Source organism: Microbacterium proteolyticum (genome assembly GCF_014192415.1).
Taxonomy (GTDB): Bacteria; Actinomycetota; Actinomycetes; order Actinomycetales; family Microbacteriaceae; genus Microbacterium; species Microbacterium proteolyticum.
The window spans coordinates 418698-437045 of the sequence record NZ_JACHXY010000001.1 but is presented as its reverse complement, the minus strand read 5'-3'; the positions used below and the strand labels follow the sequence as shown (position 1 = coordinate 437045).

14 protein-coding genes are annotated in these 18348 nt (G+C 71.4%); 9 read left to right on the top strand and 5 right to left on the bottom strand.

Annotation, left to right across the window (positions count from 1 at the left end; genetic code table 11):
• Positions 1-2040 (top strand): SGNH hydrolase domain-containing protein, encoded by a 2040-nt coding sequence (locus FHS07_RS02095; RefSeq protein WP_183418256.1) that lies wholly within the window; start codon positions 1-3, stop codon positions 2038-2040.
• Between the two features lie 122 nt (positions 2041-2162).
• Here the strand turns inward: FHS07_RS02095 and FHS07_RS02090 are convergent, their stop codons facing one another.
• The 3 genes from FHS07_RS02090 to FHS07_RS02080 form a co-directional block, all read right to left on the bottom strand.
• A complete protein-coding gene (locus FHS07_RS02090; protein WP_183418255.1) occupies positions 2163-3128 on the bottom strand; it encodes a glycosyltransferase in 966 nt (321 codons plus the stop codon).
• Complete coding sequence (locus tag FHS07_RS16605) at positions 3125-5038, bottom strand: glycosyltransferase (protein ID WP_183418254.1); 1914 nt, start codon at positions 5036-5038, stop codon at positions 3125-3127. Before FHS07_RS16605 ends, FHS07_RS02090 begins: the two co-directional genes overlap by 4 nt.
• Before the next feature lie 98 nt (positions 5039-5136).
• Positions 5137-6537, bottom strand: a complete 1401-nt coding sequence (locus tag FHS07_RS02080) for an O-antigen ligase family protein (protein ID WP_183418253.1) — start codon at positions 6535-6537, stop codon at positions 5137-5139.
• A 62-nt stretch (positions 6538-6599) separates the two neighbouring features.
• On the opposite strand from FHS07_RS02080, the gene manA reads away from it, so the two are divergent.
• From manA to FHS07_RS02060, 4 genes are all read left to right on the top strand, one after another.
• Positions 6600-7760: a mannose-6-phosphate isomerase, class I gene (gene manA / locus FHS07_RS02075; protein ID WP_183418252.1), complete on the top strand. Its 1161-nt coding sequence runs from the start codon at positions 6600-6602 to the stop codon at positions 7758-7760.
• A gap of 143 nt (positions 7761-7903) precedes the next feature.
• Positions 7904-8227: a WhiB family transcriptional regulator gene (locus FHS07_RS02070; RefSeq protein WP_055958404.1), complete on the top strand. Its 324-nt coding sequence runs from the start codon at positions 7904-7906 to the stop codon at positions 8225-8227.
• A 93-nt stretch (positions 8228-8320) separates the two neighbouring features.
• Entirely contained in the window at positions 8321-11167 is a 2847-nt protein-coding gene (locus FHS07_RS02065) for a glycosyltransferase (RefSeq protein ID WP_183418251.1), read from the top strand.
• A complete protein-coding gene (locus FHS07_RS02060; RefSeq protein WP_183418250.1) occupies positions 11164-12555 on the top strand; it encodes a DUF5719 family protein in 1392 nt (463 codons plus the stop codon). Before FHS07_RS02065 ends, FHS07_RS02060 begins: the two co-directional genes overlap by 4 nt.
• Positions 12556-12653: 98 nt before the next feature.
• Here the strand turns inward: FHS07_RS02060 and FHS07_RS02055 are convergent, their stop codons facing one another.
• Positions 12654-13088 (bottom strand): hypothetical protein, encoded by a 435-nt coding sequence (locus FHS07_RS02055; RefSeq protein WP_221189102.1) that lies wholly within the window; start codon positions 13086-13088, stop codon positions 12654-12656.
• A gap of 180 nt (positions 13089-13268) precedes the next feature.
• On the opposite strand from FHS07_RS02055, the gene FHS07_RS02050 reads away from it, so the two are divergent.
• Complete coding sequence (locus tag FHS07_RS02050; protein ID WP_055958394.1) at positions 13269-13475, top strand: DUF3499 family protein; 207 nt, start codon at positions 13269-13271, stop codon at positions 13473-13475.
• 31 nt (positions 13476-13506) lie between these two features.
• Here the strand turns inward: FHS07_RS02050 and FHS07_RS02045 are convergent, their stop codons facing one another.
• Positions 13507-14337, bottom strand: coding sequence for an RDD family protein (locus tag FHS07_RS02045; protein WP_246383071.1), 831 nt, complete (start codon positions 14335-14337; stop codon positions 13507-13509).
• A gap of 16 nt (positions 14338-14353) precedes the next feature.
• Between FHS07_RS02045 and FHS07_RS02040 the strand changes: the two genes are divergently transcribed.
• The 3 genes from FHS07_RS02040 to katG all read left to right on the top strand — a co-directional run bounded on the left by FHS07_RS02040 (position 14354) and on the right by katG (position 18138).
• Positions 14354-15349 carry a stage II sporulation protein M gene (locus tag FHS07_RS02040; protein ID WP_183418249.1) on the top strand — a complete coding sequence of 332 codons (996 nt, stop codon included), beginning with the start codon at positions 14354-14356 and terminating at the stop codon, positions 15347-15349.
• 72 nt (positions 15350-15421) lie between these two features.
• Positions 15422-15883, top strand: a complete 462-nt coding sequence (locus tag FHS07_RS02035; RefSeq protein ID WP_183418248.1) for a Fur family transcriptional regulator — start codon at positions 15422-15424, stop codon at positions 15881-15883.
• On the top strand, positions 15880-18138 hold the full coding sequence (katG, locus tag FHS07_RS02030; protein WP_183418247.1) for a catalase/peroxidase HPI: 2259 nt from the start codon (positions 15880-15882) through the stop codon (positions 18136-18138). Before FHS07_RS02035 ends, katG begins: the two co-directional genes overlap by 4 nt.
• The last annotated feature ends 210 nt before the right edge of the window (positions 18139-18348 follow it).

The following is an 18348-nucleotide window of genomic DNA, read 5'->3' as shown; positions in this document are numbered from 1 at the left end:
GTGCATCTGACCCTCGGGTCGCACACCCTGTCGGCGAGGGCTGACCGGGCGGACGAGGGGCGCTGGGCGTATCGGCCCGACGTCGACGGCCTGCGTGCCGTGGCCATCCTCCTGGTCGTTTCTTACCACGTGTGGTTCGGGAGGGTTTCGGGCGGGGTCGACGTCTTCCTGATGCTGTCGGCGTTCTTCCTGACGCGGGGCTTCGTCAGGCGGATGACGGGACCGACGCCCGTTCGCCCTGTGACGCACCTCCTGGGGGTCTTCCGCCGGCTGCTCCCCGCGGCATCCGTCACGCTCATCGGCGTTCTGGTCGTCGTCTGGGCCCTGTACCCCGAGACGTCGTGGCGCGGCGTGTGGGAGCAGACGTGGGCCTCGCTCACGTACACGCAGAACTGGCTGCTCGCCGCGGATGCCGTGGACTACTACGCCCGCTCCGAGGTGCCCAGTCCGCTCCAGCACTTCTGGTCGATGTCGGTGCAGGGGCAGGCCTTCGTCCTGTGGATCGCGCTGCTGGGCTTGTGTCAGCTCGTCGTCCGGCGGCGGGGCCTGTCGCCGGACCGGGTCGTCGGCGTGGTGTTCGGAGCCGTCTTCACCCTTTCGTTCATCTACTCGGTGGTGCGCACCGCGACCGCGCAGCAAGTGGCCTACTTCGACACCGGCGCGCGCCTCTGGGAGTTCGCGGCCGGTTCCCTGCTCGTCGTGGCACTTCCCCACCTGCGTCTGGGCGCGGTCTCTCGCGCCGTCCTCGGCTGGGCGGGGATGGTGGGGCTCCTCGTCTTGGGGATGGTGCTCGACGTCCGCGGGGGGTTCCCCGGATTCCTCGCTCTGTGGCCGGTGCTGTGCGCAGCCGCCATCGTCGCCTCCGGCACGGGCGAGAGCCGCCACGGACCCGCCCGGTTCCTGGCATCCCGTCCCCTCCGGGCCGTGGGCCGCGACGCCCACGCGCTCTACCTCGTGCACTGGCCGATCCTCGTGACGTTCCTCGTCGTCAACGACCGCACCGAGGTCGGACTCGTCGGCGGCCTCGGCATCGTCGTGCTCTCCCTCGTGCTCGCCCGCGCGCTGACGTGGGCCGTCGACCAGCCGGTCCGGTCCTGGCGCCGGGCGGACGCCTCGCCACTCGTGCCGGTCGCCGTGCTCACCACCGCCGCCGTCGCGGTCGCTCTGCCGGTCGGCGCCTGGCAGACGACGAGTTGGGTGCACGAAAGGGCCGTCGAAGCGCGCGCCCAGCTCACCAATCCCGGAGCCGCGGTCCTGCGCGACCCCGCCCTCGCGGAGATCCCGACCGATGCGACGCTCCTGCCGCTGCCGACGCTGCTCGAAGCCGAGTGGACCCAGCTCGAACGCGAATGCACGGGGGAGTGGGCCACAGGCGCCGAGGAGCTGCGCGGCACCTGTCACGAGACCGCGCACACCGCGCGGGCACGTCACACCGTGGTGGTCATCGGCGACTCGCACGCCCAGCAGATCACGGCCGCTCTGCTTCCCTGGGCCCAGGAGAACGGGTGGGGCGTCGTCCACCTCATCAAGGGCGGATGCTCGATGGGGCTCGACGAACCCGGCATGGACGAGTTGTGCGACTCCTGGCGGGAGGCGGCCGTCGGCCTCGTCGAACAGGTGAAACCCGACGCCGTCATGACGGTGGTCACGCGCTCCGACGCCGGCGAAGACGACGAGAAGGTGCGTGCGGGCATCCACCGCTTCGTCGACCGGATGAGCGACGCGGGAATCGAGGTGCTGGGCGTGCGGGACAATCCGCGCTTCGCCTTCGACATGTTCGGGTGCGTGGCCGACGCCGCCGATCCTCTCGACTGCGCCGTGCCCCGGTCCGCCTCCCTCGCCGACAGCAACCCCGCCGACGTGCTCGCCCGACCCGGGGTGCATCTCGTGGATCTCACGCCGTGGATCTGTCCCGACGACCTCTGCGTCGGCGTCATCGGCAATGTCGCGGTGTATCGCGACGACAACCACCTCACGCGGATCTATGCGCGCACGCTCGGTCGCTCGCTGGCGGAGCAACTCCCGGCGCAATGGGACTGACACCGCGCGCTCGCGCCGGCCGCTGAACGCGACCGGGTTGCCGGATCACGCCGTGACATAGGGCGCGCCAAGGTCGGGCGGGAGGCAGCGCCGTCGGGCGGCGGCCCGGGATGCGGTCGCGGTCAGGCGACAGGACGAGCCGGCTCCAGCGGAGGCATCGGCTGCCACGAGTCGTCCCGCGAGATCGCACGACCGTCACGCAGGCCGCGGAACAGGTGGCTGGTGCCGCTGATCTTGCGCTCCACGACGACGAGGCGGATGAGCTCCTTCACGAACGTCAAGGCCGTCCCCGCGGTGAAGGGCAGGGCGCGGTACTCGCCGAGCGCGCGGTAGTACTTCTGCAGGTATGCCCGATTCCGCATGATGTAGTAGCGGTACGCGTCGCTCGAGGCGTTCATGTGGCGGATGCCCATGTCCCACTGCTTGATCTCGCGGGTGCGGCGCAGCACGAACTCGTCGACGATGACCGATGGCGTCTCGCGCGAGGCGAGCCAGCCATAAAGCTGGTCGTCCCAGTAGATGAAGAAGCGGGGGTCGGGCAGACCGATCTTCGCCACGATGTCGCGGTGGATGAACATGCCCTCGAAGCAGCCCGAGTTCATCGGTTTGAAGCCCGAGTCGTCGAAGGCCGCGGGCGCGTAGGGGATCGGGATCGCCATCGATTCGGCGATGCGGTACTGCCAGTAGAACTCGCTGCCGTCGTAGTCGTACCGGCGTCCCTGGATGCTGCGGAACCGCGGGGCCCATTTCCCCATGCGCGCGAGACCGTCGGAGACGACCTCCACGTCGTCGTCCATCAGCCACATCCACTCGGAACCGAGGTCGTAGGCGACGCGCATGCCCTCGCTGAATCCGCCGGAGCCGCCGGTGTTGGTCTCGAGGCGACGGTAGACGAGCTCGGTGGGCAAACGGTCACGAAACGACTCCACGACGGCGGTGGTGTCGTCGGTCGAGGCGTTGTCGATGATCACCAGATGCCCCGGGGCGGGCGACATGCGCTCGATGCTCTCCAGCAGACGAGTCAGCAGATGCGTGCGGTTGTACGTGACGACGACGATCGTCGCGGTCGTGGCGTCGAACCTGCTCACGAGAGCTCCTCGAAGGTCGCGCGCCACTGCTGCTCGGAGACGAGGTCGGGCAGTGCGCTGCGGTACTGGCGGGACAGCCGCGGCCAGTCGCGTTGAAGGCGCCTGTGCAGACGCCAGCTGTCGACGAGCATGCGGCGGAACATCGCGCGGTCGCGCGTGTAGATGTTCTTGCCCGAGCCATCGGCGGCGCTGACCAGGGCGCTGTCGTAGAGGGGCACCCGCCACCAGTGTGCGTCGCCCTTGCCGAACTCGACCTCGGGTTGCGCGACGTTCTCGGGCCGCGGGGAGTGGATCCAGTGCGCGATGAGGGTGCGCAGGGTGAAGGTGCGCAGGGCCAGGCCCGTCGGGCTGTCGAACTCGTTCTTCTTCAGGCGCTTGAAGACCTGACGGCCGTGCCGCGACCGCAGCGGCACCCCCGAGTCCTTGTGTACGACCGTCTCGGGATGCTTCTTAGCCACGGTGCGCGCTTCGGGCATAGCCGTGGCGAGCCCCCGGCGCATGTGGTCGGGTCCTGACAGGATGTCCCGCAGAGCGCGGTGGCGGAGCTCGACGGGGTAGTACTGCATCATCATCAGGTGCTTCAGGTCGACGCGTCGACTGTGGCGGATGAGGGTGCCCCCCAGCGGCGAGCGGGAGTGCAGCAAGGCGGCCACGATGCGGTTGCGGGCGTGGAAGTAGGCCTGCCAGTCGATCGAGTCGTCCTTGCCGATCCACGACACGTGCCAGAGTGCGACACCGGGCATGGAGACGGTCGGGTAACCGGCATCCCGGGCCCGGACGCAGAACTCCGCGTCGTCCCACTTGATGAAGGCCGGCAGCGACAGACCGATCTCGCGCAGGATGCTGGTGGGGATGAGGCACATCCACCACCCGTTGTAGTCGGCGTCGAGCCGCATGTGCAGAAGCGGTGACTGACGGAGATTCGCGACGCTGAAGTCATGGGGGAGGCGCTCCTGGAACAGGGCCCGCCACATGAACGGCGCGTCGTCGACGACCTCGGCCCACGCGTGGAGCTTGGGGCGGTCGAGGAGATCGAACATGTGCGCGCCGACGATGGTGGGCACCGACGCGTAGCGTCCGAACACCACCGACCGACGGATGGACTCGGGTTCGATGCGCACATCGTCGTCGAGGAGCTGCACGAAGTCGCTGCCCTCGCGCGCGAGGGTCTCGACCATGCCCCGGGCGAAGCCGCCCGATCCGCCGAGGTTGGGCTGGCGGATGACCTGGAGCGTTTCACCGAGTCGTCCCGCCACGGCGGGGTAGGCATCTTGTGCTTCGACGAGATCGGTGCCCTGGTCGATGATGAACACACGGTCGACGACGTCGAGCACATCGGGGGCGTCGGCCAGCGCGCCGAGCGTCTCGACGCAATAATCGGGCTTGTTGTAGGTGGTGATGCCGATGCTCGCCTTGCCGCCGCGCACAGGTTCCTGCTCGGTCGTCCACTCGGCGCCGTCGAAGGTGGCGTCGGTGGTGTCGGCGGCGACGTCGAACCAGATCCATCCTCCGTCGCTGTACTGGTCGAGCACGAGATCGAACGAGCTGGCCGTCGCCTCGCCGCGCACCTCGCGGGTCTCGATGCGCTGCTTGGTGCCGCCGCCGTTCGAGCGGTAGATGAGGATCGTGGCATCCCCGCTGGTGCGCACCGTCAGGCGCACCTGCCGCACCGCGGTCCAGTGCTGCCAGTAGGAGGCGGGGAACGCGTTGAAGTAGGTGCCGAACGACACTCGACGCCCGGCGACGATGCGGGCGCGGTGGCGGTCGAGGATGTTCGCCAGCTGGGCGACGTTGGTGACCCGGACCGGTTCTTCGTCGATCGTCGACCACGTTTCGGGATCGACGTACAGGGGAAGGAGATCCGGATCGCGGTCGAGAGGAAGGACGGCGTTCTGCAGGGTGTACGTCACGAAGAAGTCTTTCGTCTAGGCGCAGCGGCCGCGGACGGCCAGCGGGAAGTCTACCCGGCGCGCTCCGGGCGACCCTGGACGCCGGTCGGTCACGCCGCTCAGGCGGACGGCCGCAACAGCTCGCCGCGCTCGATCGAGATGCTCTGCTCGCTGGGGCCTACGCCGACCAGCGGTGTCTGCTTGATCTTCGCGCCGAAGAGCACGACGAACATCCACCCCCACAGCAGCAGCGGACCCGATTCGGTCAGCCCCTGTACGACCAGCAGGGCTCCGATGAGGGTGGGCAGCAGCGTCAGGGGGGAGTGCGGGCGGTCGTCGCGCAGGTCCCAGCGGGGGCGATCGACGGCGAAGAACCACGAGCGCCAGACGTACGCGAAGAAGACGAGGGCGAGCAGTGCCACGCCGACTACACCGAGCTGCAGGTAGGCGTCGAGCCACATGCTGTGCGCCTGCACGACCGTCTGGTCGTGCTCGACGATCCAGCCGTCGATGAGCGGTTCCGTGGGGATCCACGGCGTCGAGAACCCCCAGCCGGCGAACGGGCGCTGATCGGCGCGCGTCAGCACGTCGGCCCAGATGCCCTCGCGTCCGAGCAGGTCCGCCCCTCGGCCGAGTACGCCGAAAACCGTCTCGCGTCCGAGCCACAGCGCGCCGCCGCCGCCCAGCCCGATCGCGGCGTACAGCAGGTACCAGCGTGTGCGCTCGCCGGGGCGGCGGGCGGTGCGCATGACGAGGACCGTGCCGAGGACGAGCGCCACGAAGGCGGCGGCGATGAACGCGGTCGCGGAGCCCGCGCGCACGAACAGGAAGGCGGCGAGAGCGGTCCACAGCACCAGCAGAACGCGGCGGGGGGCTCCGGCGGCGAGGCGCACGCCGAACACGATGATGGCCACGAGCATGGCGGCGGCGAGCAGGTCGGCGTTGCCGAACAGGCCCTGGACGCGCCCGCCGTCGAAGAGGTTGTCGCGCGACCAGTACAGCATCGGGTCCATGCGCGCGGACGGCACGACGAAACCGGGGAGGAGGGGTCCGCGCACCAGCAGCGACACCGCCACCTCGAAAAGCAGCGAGAGTCCCACGATCCACTTCGCCGCCGATGCGACCGCGCGGACGACGTCGCGCCACGTGAGCACCGCCCCCACGAACAGGCCCTGGAACGTCGTGATCACGAGCAGGAGCCACGTGAGGACGGATGCCGCGGGCCACGCGCTCCACGCGATCGACGCCGTCGCCCAGGCCACGTAGGCGAAAGCCAGCCAGGGCAGACGCCGGACGGCCATCGGCGGGCGGGTCACGACCCAGATGACGGCGGAGACGACGGCTGCGGCCACCGCGACCACGGCTGCCACGACGGGACCGGCGGCGTTGACGAGTCCCACACCGCCGAGGGCGAGCAGGATGACGAAGACGCACCACGCCCGCAGCAGCAGGTGCCCCGTCGTTTCACGCGGGGGCGCCGTCGGCAACGCCGACACGGGGTGATTCGTGTACATCGCCATGATGGGTTCAGGCTACCCGTCGGCATCCGGGGCGTGTTCGGTGCCCGCACTATGCTGACGCCGTGCTTGTTGCGATCTCGAACACGCCCCGCGACTACGCCTGGGGCAGCCCGACGCTGATTGCCGACCTGGAGGGACGCGAGCCCAGCGGCGCCCCCGAAGCCGAGGTCTGGTTCGGCGATCACCCGGGCTCGCCTGCCGTGGTGCACGACGGCACCGACCGCACCCTCGACGCGTGGCTGCCCGCCGTCGCCGACGAGCAGCACGTGCCCGCGAAGCTGCCGTACCTGCTGAAGATCCTCGCCGCAGGGGCCCCCCTGTCGATCCAGGTGCACCCCTCCAAGGAGCAGGCCGTCGAGGGATTCGCCCGCGAAGAAGCCGCGGGCGTCCCGCGCGACGCGGGGTCGCGCAACTACAAGGACGACAACCACAAGCCCGAGGTGATCGTCGCCCTGAGCGACACCTTCACCGCCCTCGCGGGCCTGCGCGACATCGAGCGCACCCGCGCCCTGGTCGATGCCCTCGGTGACGCGCCCGCCGTCGCGACGCTCCGTGCGCACCTGGGGGCGAACGACGCCGCCGAGGCGCTGCGAGCGACCATCGGCTGGCTGCTCGGCGAAGCCGATGCGACCGAGATCGCACAGATCGTGGATGCCGCGGCATCCACCGACTCGGTCACCTTCGCCGCCGAGCTGGAGCTGACCCGTTCGCTGCACACGGCGTACCCGGCCGATCCCGGGATCGTCGTCGCGCTTCTCATGAATCTCGTTCAGCTGCGCCGGGGCGAGGCGATCTTCGTTCCCGCCGGCGTCCTGCACGCCTACGTCGCGGGGTTGGGCGTGGAGATCATGGCCGCGAGCGACAACGTGCTGCGCGGCGGCCTGACGCCCAAGCACATCGACGTCGCCGAACTGCTCGCGCTCGTCGACTTCCGACCCGCCGACCCGCCCTTCCTGCGCCCCACGCCGGCCGGGGAGGCCGAGGTTTTCGCTCCTGGTATCGCGGACTTCGCGCTGGGGCACCTCGCCGAGGGTGCGGGGGCGCGTATCGACCTGCGCGGTGTCGCGATCGCCCTCGGCGTGGCGGGATCGACGACGCTGACCGGTGCGTCCGGTGCAGCGGTGACGCTCGCTCCCGGCGAGGCGGCGCTGATGACCCCCGACGAGTCGCCGCTGACGAGCGACGGCGCCGGCGAGGTCTTCGTCGCCATGCCGGGGGCGTGACCGCGACACGCCGCGGCGCGTCCTGAAGGTTCAGGCCGCCCTTGAGGGTTTACGATCCGCGACTTGACCAATCCGAATCACACGGGTGTAATTATCCCTACGTGCAGGCCGCGTCATGGGGCTCGAACGAGGGGGAGGATGATATGGCGACGTCGCAGTACCGGTCCGGTGTTCCGGACAACTGGTTCGTAGACCCGGTCGACCTCGGTGTTCCCGGCGTTCGCCGCGACATCGACACCACCGAGGAGAACACCCTCGCGTGGCAGACCGATGCGCTGTGCTCGCAGACCGACCCCGAGGCGTTCTTCCCCGAGAAGGGCGGATCGACCCGCGATGCCAAGCGCATCTGCACCTCGTGCGACGTCAAGAGCGAGTGCCTCGAGTACGCCCTGCAGAACGACGAGCGCTTCGGCATCTGGGGCGGACTCAGCGAGCGCGAGCGCCGCAAGCTCAAGCGTCGCGCCTGAGTCGCACGCGTATCCGCTGCACGCTGAGCGATCCGGTGGCCGACGGCGCGGCGTCCGCGATCGTGCGAAGGCGCACTTAGGCTGATCCGCGTCATGCCCGACCGTGTACACGCCATCCTCGTCGTGCGTCCCGAAGGACGCACGCCCACGGCGAACCATCTTCAGCGCACGCTCTCCGCCCTCGCTGCCCAGACCCGTCGCGTCGACGCCCTCACCATCGTGCTGTGCGGCTCCGATGCCGAGCTCACCCGCCTGGCCGCCGGGTCGGGAGCCGAGGGCGTGATCACCGCACCCGCCGGGACGTCGTTCGCCACGGCGACGGCGCTCGCGACCCCCCGTCTGACGGGCGACACGGTCTGGCTCCTGGCGCAGGACACCGCCCCCGATCCCGACGCGCTCGAACGCCTCGCGGGAGCCCTCGAACTCTCGCCGCCGGTGGTGGTGGCGGCCCCGAAGCTCGTCGACTGGGACGATCGCGACGTCATCCGCTCCCTGGGCGTGAGCATGAACCGTTACGGCGGCACCGTCGACCTCGTCGCCGGCGAGCTCGACCAGGGTCAGCGCGATCGCTCCTCCGACGTGCTCGGTGCCGACGTGCGCGGGCTCCTCGTGCGGCGCGACGCCTGGACCGCGCTCGGCGGACTCGATGCCGCCCTCGGTGGCGCCGACGAGGGCCTCGACCTGGGGGTCCGCGCACGATTGGGCGCGCGCCTGGTCGCCGTGGTCCCCGCCGCCCGGGTCGCCGTCGCCGGTGACGGCGTCGCGGCCATGGCCCGAGGCCGCCGACGCGCGCGTCGCCGCGCGTTCGCGACCCGCACGGCGCAACTGCACCGCCGGCTCGTGTACGCGCCGGCCCCCGCCGTCCCGCTGCACTGGCTGTCGTTCCTGCCCCTCGCCCTGTGGCGGACCTTCGTGCACCTGGTGACGAAGGTGCCGCACCGCGTGCTGCCCGAATGGGGGGCGACGCTGCTCGTGATGGCGCGGCCGGCCGCTGTCGCCCGTGCGCGGCGGCGGATCCGCGCGGTCCGGAGCGTCGGATGGTCTCGCATCGCCCCCTTGCGCGTCTCGCGCGCCGAGATGCGCGTGCGCTGGCAGGGCGACGTGGGCGACCCCGACGCCCCGGTCCGCAGCGAACTGAAATTCTTCGTGGGGGGCGGCGCGTGGGCCGTCCTCGGAGCGCTCGCCGTGTCGGTGGCGCTGTTCGCCCCCCTGCTGGCGTGGCCGGTGCTCGGCGGTGGCGCGCTCGCTCCTCTGCGGGCGAACGTCGCACAGTTGTGGCAAGACGCAGCCTGGGGGCAGCGCCCTCTCGGACTGGATGCCATCGGCCCCGCCGACCCGTTCTCCGCACTCGTGGCGCTGGTCGGAACCCTCTCGCCGGGCGATCCGTCGCGCGCCTTCGTCGTTCTGTGGGTTCTCGCGCTCCCGCTCGCGGTGCTCGGCGGGTGGTTCGCGGCCACGCGCGTCACGGAGTCGTCGTTGCTGCGCATCGTCGCGGCGATCGCGTGGGCGCTCGCTCCGACCTTCGTCGCCGCGCTCGTCGAGGGGCGCCCCGCCGGGGTGCTGGCGCACCTGTTGCTGCCGTGGCTGTTCTCCGCCGCGAGCGTCGCGCATCGCTCGTGGGCTCCGGCCGGGGCGGCCTCCGTCCTTCTCGTCGCAGTGCTCGCCTGTGCGCCGTCGCTGGCGCCCGCGGCGGTCGTGCTGTGGTGCGCCGCCCTCGTGGTCGTCGCCCTCGTCGCCGGCCGCGGCATCGCCCGCGTGGTCTGGCTCGTGATCCCCTCGGCGGTGATCTTCGCCCCGCTGGTGTGGACCCAGGTGCGGGCGGGCAACGCGTGGGGTCTGCTCGCCGACCCCGGCGTGCCGTTCGCGGGCGCGGAGGTCTCGCCCGATCCGATCGGCCGCGCGCTGCTGGCCGCGGGGTTCCCCACCTCCGACCCGGGCGGATGGGCGAGCCTGCTCGGTCACCCCGTGTGGTGGGTGGGACTGCTCGTGGCCCCCCTCGCGGTCCTCGCCGTGCTGTCGGTGCTCACGGCGCGCTGGATCACGGCATCCGGGCTCATCGTCATCACCGTCGCGGGGCTCGCCACCGCGTTCGCCGCTGTCGGGGTCGCGGTGTCGTTCGACGACTCCGCCGTCGCGGTGCCGATCTGGGCGGGTTCCGGCCTCAGCCTGGCCTGGGTGGGTCTGGTCGGCGCGGCCGTCGTCGCCCTGGACGCCGGCATCCCCGACCGTGTCCGGGCACTGCGTCCGATCGGTGCGCTCGCGGCGGTGCTGGCGCTCGCCGTGGCCGTCGCCCCGGCGCTCACCGCGCAACTCGCCGACGGTGCCACGCAACGCTCGGTGCTGACGAACGGACCCGTCTCGACCCTTCCCGCCTTCGTCGCCGCCGAGGGGCGCGGTTCGCTCGCCATCGGCACGCTCGTGCTCGACCCCCGCGATGACGGACTGCGCGTCGAGGTCGTCTGGGGCGGGAGCGCCACGCTGTCGGGCCAGAGCACGGTCGACGCCACACGCACCTCCGCCGATGACCAGCAACGCGAACTCGCCGCCCTCGCTGCCGACCTGGTCTCGCCGTCGACCGACGACGTCGTGTCGCGTCTGGCCGAGCGGGGGATCGGCTTCGTCCTGTTGTCATCGGCGCCGTCGGCCCAGAACGACGTCGTGCTCGGCGACCGGCTGAGCGCGGCCACCTCTCTCGACCAGCGCGATCTGCTCGATCCCGTGGGGGCGACCTCGCGTGGAGACCTCTGGCGCGTGAACACCGACGTCATCCCGCGCGCGCCGTTGGACGACCATCGGGCGACCCTTCAGCGGCTCGTGGCGCTGGGCTCGCTCGGCGTGCTGGTGATCGCGCTGCTCCTGGCCGTTCCCACCACCGCCTCGCGCCGCATCGCGCGGCGCACCCCGCGCATCGTCGGACCGACACCGGGAGGTTCGCGATGAGTGAGCGCCGTCTCGTCCGTTACGCCGCCACGAGCGCCCGGCTGGTCGCCGGCGCGGCTGTCGCCGCGGCAGCGGTCGTCGGCACGGTCGCCGCGATCGCGGTGCCCTGGCCGCAGTATGCGGCGCAACCGGTGCGCCTGCAGGCGACCCCGGCGCCCAGCGACACGGTGCTCGCCTGCGATGGTCCGCTGCTGGCGCTCGGGCGCAGCGCCGATGCCGCGGGCAGCCTCAGCGCCGCCGCCCCGTCGGAGATCGTGAGCGGACCCGCCGACGCCGGTGCGATCACGGGCGCTCTCGGCGGAGCGACGGGAGCCGCCGACGGCGACGCGCCCGTCCTGCGCGCGGCGCCGCGCGAGGGGGTCTTGACCTCGATCGCTGCGGCCACGTCGGCCACCGCCGCTTTCGACGACCTCGTCGGCTTCGCGGCGTCCGCGTGCCGCCCGCCGCTGGCGGAGTCGTGGCTGGTGGGTGGCGCGAGCACCACGGGCGCGAACGACCTCATCCAGCTGGCCAACCCCGGCAGCGTGCCGGCGACGGTGCAGCTGTCGGTGTACGGCTCGCAGGGCGTGTCCACGCCGCCGAGCGGACAGAACATCGTCATCGCGGCCGGCGAGCGTCGCATCGTGCCCCTGGCGGGACTGCTGCTGGGGGAGGAGAGTCCCGTCGTGCGGGTCGTCTCGTCCGGCGCTCCCGTGCACGCGGCGCTGCAGGCGAGTGTGACCCGGGTGCTGCTGCCCGGCGGTGTCGAGCAGGTGGCTCCGACCGCGCAGGCCGACACGCGCCTCGTCATGCCGGGCGCGCAGGTCATCGCGACCGCGGCGGGCCAGGCCGGCACCGTCCTGCGCCTGCTGGCGCCGGGTGGAGACGCCACCGCCACCGTCACCCTGGTTCCGGTTGATGCCGCGACCCCCGCCCCCGCCGCCTTCGACATTCCCCTGACGGCCGGACTCCCCACCTCCGTCGACCTCTCGGGCAACGCCGCGGGGGCCTACACGGTCGAGGTGTCGGCCACCGCCCCCGTGGTGGGCGCGACGTGGTCGACGACGGGCTTCGGGCAGGGCGCCGATTTCGCCTGGTACGCCGCGGCCCCCGAGATCGCCGACCCCAGCGTCGTCGCCGTGGCCCCCGGCTCGGGGGCGGCCGTGGTGCTCGCCGGTGGGACGAGCGACGCGAGCGTCACCCTCACCCCCGTCGAGGGCGGCGACCCCGTCGCGACCACCGTCGCCGCGGGCGCGAGCACGGCGCTGCCGGTCGCCGCGGGCGTGTATCGCCTCGAGACGACCGCGCCCGTGCACGCCGCCGTCACCTACGCCGGTACGTCGGCGCTGGCGTCGTACCCGCTCTGGCCCGCAGACGCGGCGGCGTCGGCGGTCACCGTTCTGCCCTGAGGGAAGGGTTCGGCCGGCCGGAGCCGCATCGCGGATGCCGCGGTGGCGCCGAGACGCGCGGGATCGCGGCCGTCCGTGTCATCCGAACTGCCGGTGGTTCAGGAGAAGCGGAACCGCTCCGGCCCGAGATCCCAGGGGTCGCGGTCGAGGTACTCGGCGGCCGCGCGGAACACGGCTCCCTCGATCACCATGCGACGGTGCAGATCGTCGTCCTGATGCGGGTGCCCCAGGCGTTCGATGGGCACCCGGTACAGGATGATGCGCTTCTGCTCCCGCAGAACCGTCCAGCGCGGGATGCCGTCGGCGGAGGCGGGAGGCATGATGCCGATCTCGAACGAGACCTCGCGCAGGTCGGTCCAGGCCGAGCGCAGGAACTCCGCCGCGGTGCTCACCGCGATGTCGAACCTCTCGACGCGCGTGTCGATCGGGGGCAGCGGGGGTCGCACCACCGGGCTGCGGTTCTCACGCCCGTGCCGCCCGTGACGCGACGGGCGGGCGACCGGCCGCGCTTCGCGGGATCGGCGACGCATCATGCGCCCCATCCTACGTTCGCGGGTGCGCGGAGGTGGGCACACCCGGGTGCGCGGGCGGGCTGGGCGGGCTCCGGTGCGCCGGGTGTGCGGGCTCCGGCGCGCCGGGTGGGACGGGAGTGGATGCCGGGCACCGGCGCGGCGCGGAGGCGGCGGGGGAGGTGCTGACTAGGCTGACCGGCGATGCGCGACAGACTCTGCTCGAAGGTGGGATGCGCCCGCGAGGCGATGAGCACCCTCACCTACGACTACGGCGACCAGATGGCGGCCCTCGGCCCGATGGGTCCCGCCGGCGACCCTCACGCGCACGATCTGTGTGCGATCCACGCCGATCGGCTGTCTGTGCCCAAGGGCTGGGTCGTCGTGCGGCACGAGACGCTGCGCACCTGACCCTCTCGCGTCGACGAGGCGCGTGCAGGGGTCAGGGCTGCTCGGTGAGCGCTGCAGCGCGCGAACTCTCGAGGACGAGCGCGCGGTACTCGCGGTCGCGCCGCACGGTGGACACTGCCCGGACGAACGTCTCGGCGTCCACCGCCGGGTGCGGTGAGACGAAGGGGCGCACGGCGTCGGCCAGTGATGCCGCGACGCGGGCGCGCGCGGCGGGCTCCAGGGCGTCGGCCCCGCGCACGAACTGCGACATGCGCGCGGCGAGACGATCGGGCAGCCGCGTGACGTCGGCGATCTCGGCCCACGGCTCCAGGCCCGGCGGCAGCCCGGGTGCCGCGGGCGGCAGGGGGCGCGTGCGGGTGCGTTCGCTCGCCGTGCCCGCCAGGAGGTCGCCGAGGCGTTGCGCGCGCGGGGTGAAGATGCCGACGACGGCTGCGATCGCGCCCAGGGTGAACCACAGCTCGAGCACTCCCACCAACGCGCGGATGAGGGCCTGCCGGAAGCCCGCGGCGCCGCCGTCGGTGCGCACGATGCGGGCCCCCACGACCAGGCGGCCGAGGCTGCGCCCGCGAGACAGCGTTTCGACCGTGGTGGGCAGCACCACCATGACGACCACGAGCAGCGCGATGACGCCTATGCCGATCGCCGACTCGGGCAGGGTGCCCGCCCCGATCATCCAGAGCAGGAGCAGCGCACAGCCCACCAGCACGACCGCGCCGACGACGAAGTCGATGACGGCTCCGACGGCGCGCAGGAAGAATCCGACGGGCTGCGTGTCGAGGGCGACGGCTTCGCCGGTGAGGGTTTCGTCCGCGTTCATGTGCACCACGGCGACCGCGGGGGCGGGGGTCGGAGGCAGAGCCATGCGTACAGTTGACCACATGGACCTCGACGCCCTCACGGCTGCTCGGCGGGAGGAGTGGGCCCGTCTCGACGAGCTCGGGCGCACGCGGCATCTGAGCGGCCCCGAGGTCGACGAACTCGTCACCCGCTACCGGGCGGCGTCGGCCGATCTCGCCGACATCAAGACCTCCGCGGGGCGGACGCCACAGGGCGATCACGTCTCGATCCTGCTGGCGCGCACCCGGCTCCGCTTGACCGGCGTCCGCGAGAACGTGCTCAAGCAGCTGCCCCGATTCTTCTTGTTGCAGCTGCCGGCGGCCCTGTACCGCGTGCGATGGATGACGCTGGCGGTGACGGTGTTCTTCCTCCTGGTGTCGACGCTGGTCGCCCTGTGGATCTCGGGCGATCCCGCCGCGATCGCCGCGCTCGGCGCGCAGAGCGATCTGCAGAACTACGCCGACGAGCAGTTCGTGGACTACTACCGCGAGAATCCGAACGCGATCTTCGCCGGGACCGTCTGGACCAACAACGCCTGGATCGCGGCGCAGTGCGTGATGTTCGGGGTGACCGGGGTGTGGCCGGTGATGGTGATCATGCAGAACGCCGTGGGCGTGGGCCAGTCGGCCGCGATCATGATCGCCTTCGACCGCGCCGACGTCTTCTTCCAGTTCATCCTTCCGCACGGCCTGCTGGAGCTCACCGCCATCTTCGTCGCGGGTGCGGCGGGGCTGCAGATCTTCTGGGCGTGGGTCGCACCCGGCCGTCGCACGCGCGGGGAGGCGCTCGCCGCTGCCGGTCGGTCGTTGGCGACGGTGGCGGTGGGCCTGGTCTTCGCCCTGGCGCTGTCGGGCGTCGTCGAGGGGTTCGTGACGCCGCGCGACTGGCCGTGGCCGATCAAGATCGCCATCGGCGCGGCGGCGCTGGGAGTCTTCCTCTTCTACATGCTGTGGGTGGGTCGCCGAGCCGCACGCGCCGGTGAGACGGGTGACGTCACCGAGTACGAGGCGGGGACGCCGACGCTGACGGCCGGGTGAACAACATCCGGCATCCCGATCGTTTGCCGGCGTGTCATTTTTGATTCACTCAAAAATAGATACGCTTGTCGCATGCTCGACAGTCGACCGGATGCCGCTGCGGATGCCCTCATCCGCAAGGCGGGCCTGCGGGTCACGGCGACGCGTGTCGCCGTGCTCGAGGCTCTGCGCGCGCATCCGCACGCCACGGCGGACACCGTGTTCGATGTGATTCGCGGCATCCTTCCCGGCACCAGCAAGCAGTCGGTGTACAACGCGCTCGGCGACTTCGCCGACGCCGGTCTCGCCCGCCGCATCGAACCCGCCGGTCACGCCGGCACGTTCGAACTGCGCGTGGGCGACAACCACCACCACGTGGTGTGCACCTCGTGCGGACGCATCGACGATGTGGACTGCATCGTGGGGTCCGCCCCCTGCCTGCACGTGCCGGAGGGAAGCGGGTATCTCATAGAGACCGCCGAGGTGACGTTCTGGGGCGTGTGCTCCGATTGTCGAGCGAAGTCCGAAGCCGAAAAACCGAGAGGATCCCGATGAGCGACACTCTGAACGGATGCCCCGTCTTCCCCGACGGCGCCGCCCCCGACGACAACCGACTGCCGGTGGGCGAAGCCCCCGCCGACAGCGAGCCCGCCGGTGCCCTGCCGCACCCGACCCAGGGTTCGGCCAACCGCGTGTGGTGGCCCGAGGCCCTGAATGTGAAGATCCTCGCCAAGAACAACGCGCTGCGCGACCCCCTCGACGAGGGCTTCGACTACCGCGCGGCCTTCGAGGCGCTGGATCTGGATGCCGTCAAGAGCGACATCCAGCAGGTCATGACGACCTCGCAGGACTGGTGGCCCGCCGACTTCGGCCACTACGGCCCTCTCATGATCCGCATGGCGTGGCACAGTGCCGGCACCTACCGTGTGACCGACGGCCGCGGCGGCTCCGGCGCGGGCATGCAGCGCTTCGCCCCGCTGAACAGCTGGCCCGACAACGTCAACCTCGACAAGGCCCGCCGTCTGCTCTGGCCGATCAAGAAGAAATACGGCCAGTCGATCTCGTGGGCCGACCTGATGATCCTCGCCGGCAACGTCGCGCTGGAAGGCATGGGCTTCCCGACGTTCGGCTTCGCCGGCGGCCGCACCGACGTGTGGGAGCCCGACGACGACGTGTACTGGGGCCCCGAGACCACCTGGCTCGGCGACGATCGCTACACCGGCAACCGTGAACTGGAACGTCCCCTCGCGGCCGTCCAGATGGGCCTGATCTACGTCAACCCCGAGGGACCCAACGGCACCCCCGACCCGCAGCTGTCGGCCCACGACATCCGTGAGACGTTCGGGCGCATGGCCATGAACGACGAGGAGACCGTCGCCCTCATCGCCGGCGGCCACACGTTCGGCAAGACGCACGGCGCGGCGAACGACTCGAACGTGGGCGTCAACCCCGAGGCCGCCGACATCAACGACCAGGGCCTGGGCTGGAAGAACAGCCACGGCACCGGCAAGGGCGACGACACGATCACCAGCGGTCTCGAGGTCACTTGGACCTACCACCCGACCCGCTGGGACAACGAGTTCTTCCACATCCTCTTCGCCTACGAGTGGGAGCTGTTCCAGAGCCCCGCCGGCGCGCACCAGTGGCGTCCCGTCAACGGCGGTGGCGCGGGCCTCGTGCCCGAGGCGCACTCCGACGGCCGCCGGGAGCCCCGCATGCTCACCAGCGACCTGGCCCTGCGCGTCGACCCGGCCTACGAGAAGATCTCGCGGCGCTTCGCCGAAGACCCGGCCGCGTTCCAGGATGCCTTCGCCCGCGCCTGGTTCAAGCTGACCCACCGCGACATGGGCCCGCGTGAGCGCTACCTCGGCTCCGAGGTGCCCGCAGAGGTGCTCACGTGGCAGGACCCGGTGCCCGCCGTCGACCACGCGCTGATCGACGCTGCCGACGCCGCGTCGCTGAAGCGGCAGATCCTCGACAGCGGCCTGACGGTGCAGCAGCTCGTCACGACGACCTGGGCCGCGGCATCCACCTTCCGCGGGAGCGACAAGCGCGGCGGCGTGAACGGCGCGCGCATCCGCCTCGAGCCGCAGAAGAGCTGGACGGTCAACAACCCCGAGCAGCTGGCATCCGTGCTCGAGGTGCTCGAGAAGATCAAGGCCGCCTTCGACGCACAGGCGCAGGACGGCAAGAAGGTCTCGATCGCCGACCTGCTCGTGCTCGCGGGAAATGCCGGTGTGGAGCAGGCCGCTCTCGCAGGCGGAGTCGACGTCGAGGTGCCTTTCACCCCCGGTCGCACCGACGCGTCGCAGGAGCAGACCGAGATCGCGTCGTTCCGCTGGCTCGAGCCGATCGCCGACGGCTTCCGCAACTACGCCTCGCGCGAGACGCGGCTGCCGGCGGAGTTCCTGCTGCTCGACAAGGCCAACCTGCTGACGCTCACCGCGCCCGAGATGACGGTGCTGGTCGGCGGGCTCCGCGCGATCGGGGCCAACTGGGACGGCAGCGACTGGGGCGTCTTCACCGACACCCCGGGCGCCCTGACCAACGACGTCTTCGCGAACCTGCTCGATCTGGGCACGACGTGGAAGCCGCTCGACAGCGGCAAGCACGCGTTCGAGGGCACTCGCGACGGGTCGGGGGAGCGCATCGGGATCGGCACGCGCGTCGACCTGGTGTTCTCGTCGAACTCCGAGCTGCGCGCGCTCGCCGAGGTCTACGCCTCCGACGACGCGAAGGAGAAGTTCGTGCGCGACTTCGTCGCCGCCTGGCGCAAGGTCACCGAACTCGACCGGTTCGACCTGGTCTGAGAGCGACCCGCCGCGGCTCGGTCGTCGCGGCATCCGGAAGGCCCGTCCCCCGTGTGGGGCGGGCCTTCCCGCGTTGCGGGTGGGCGGCGGTCGCTGTTTCCGTCACCGAGAAACGCGTTTCGCGGCGAGAAACAACGTGACGGGGCGTTTCTTCCCGCGGATCGCGTTTCTCGCAGGGGGTGGGGGGTGGGGGCGCCGCGAGGCCCGGGC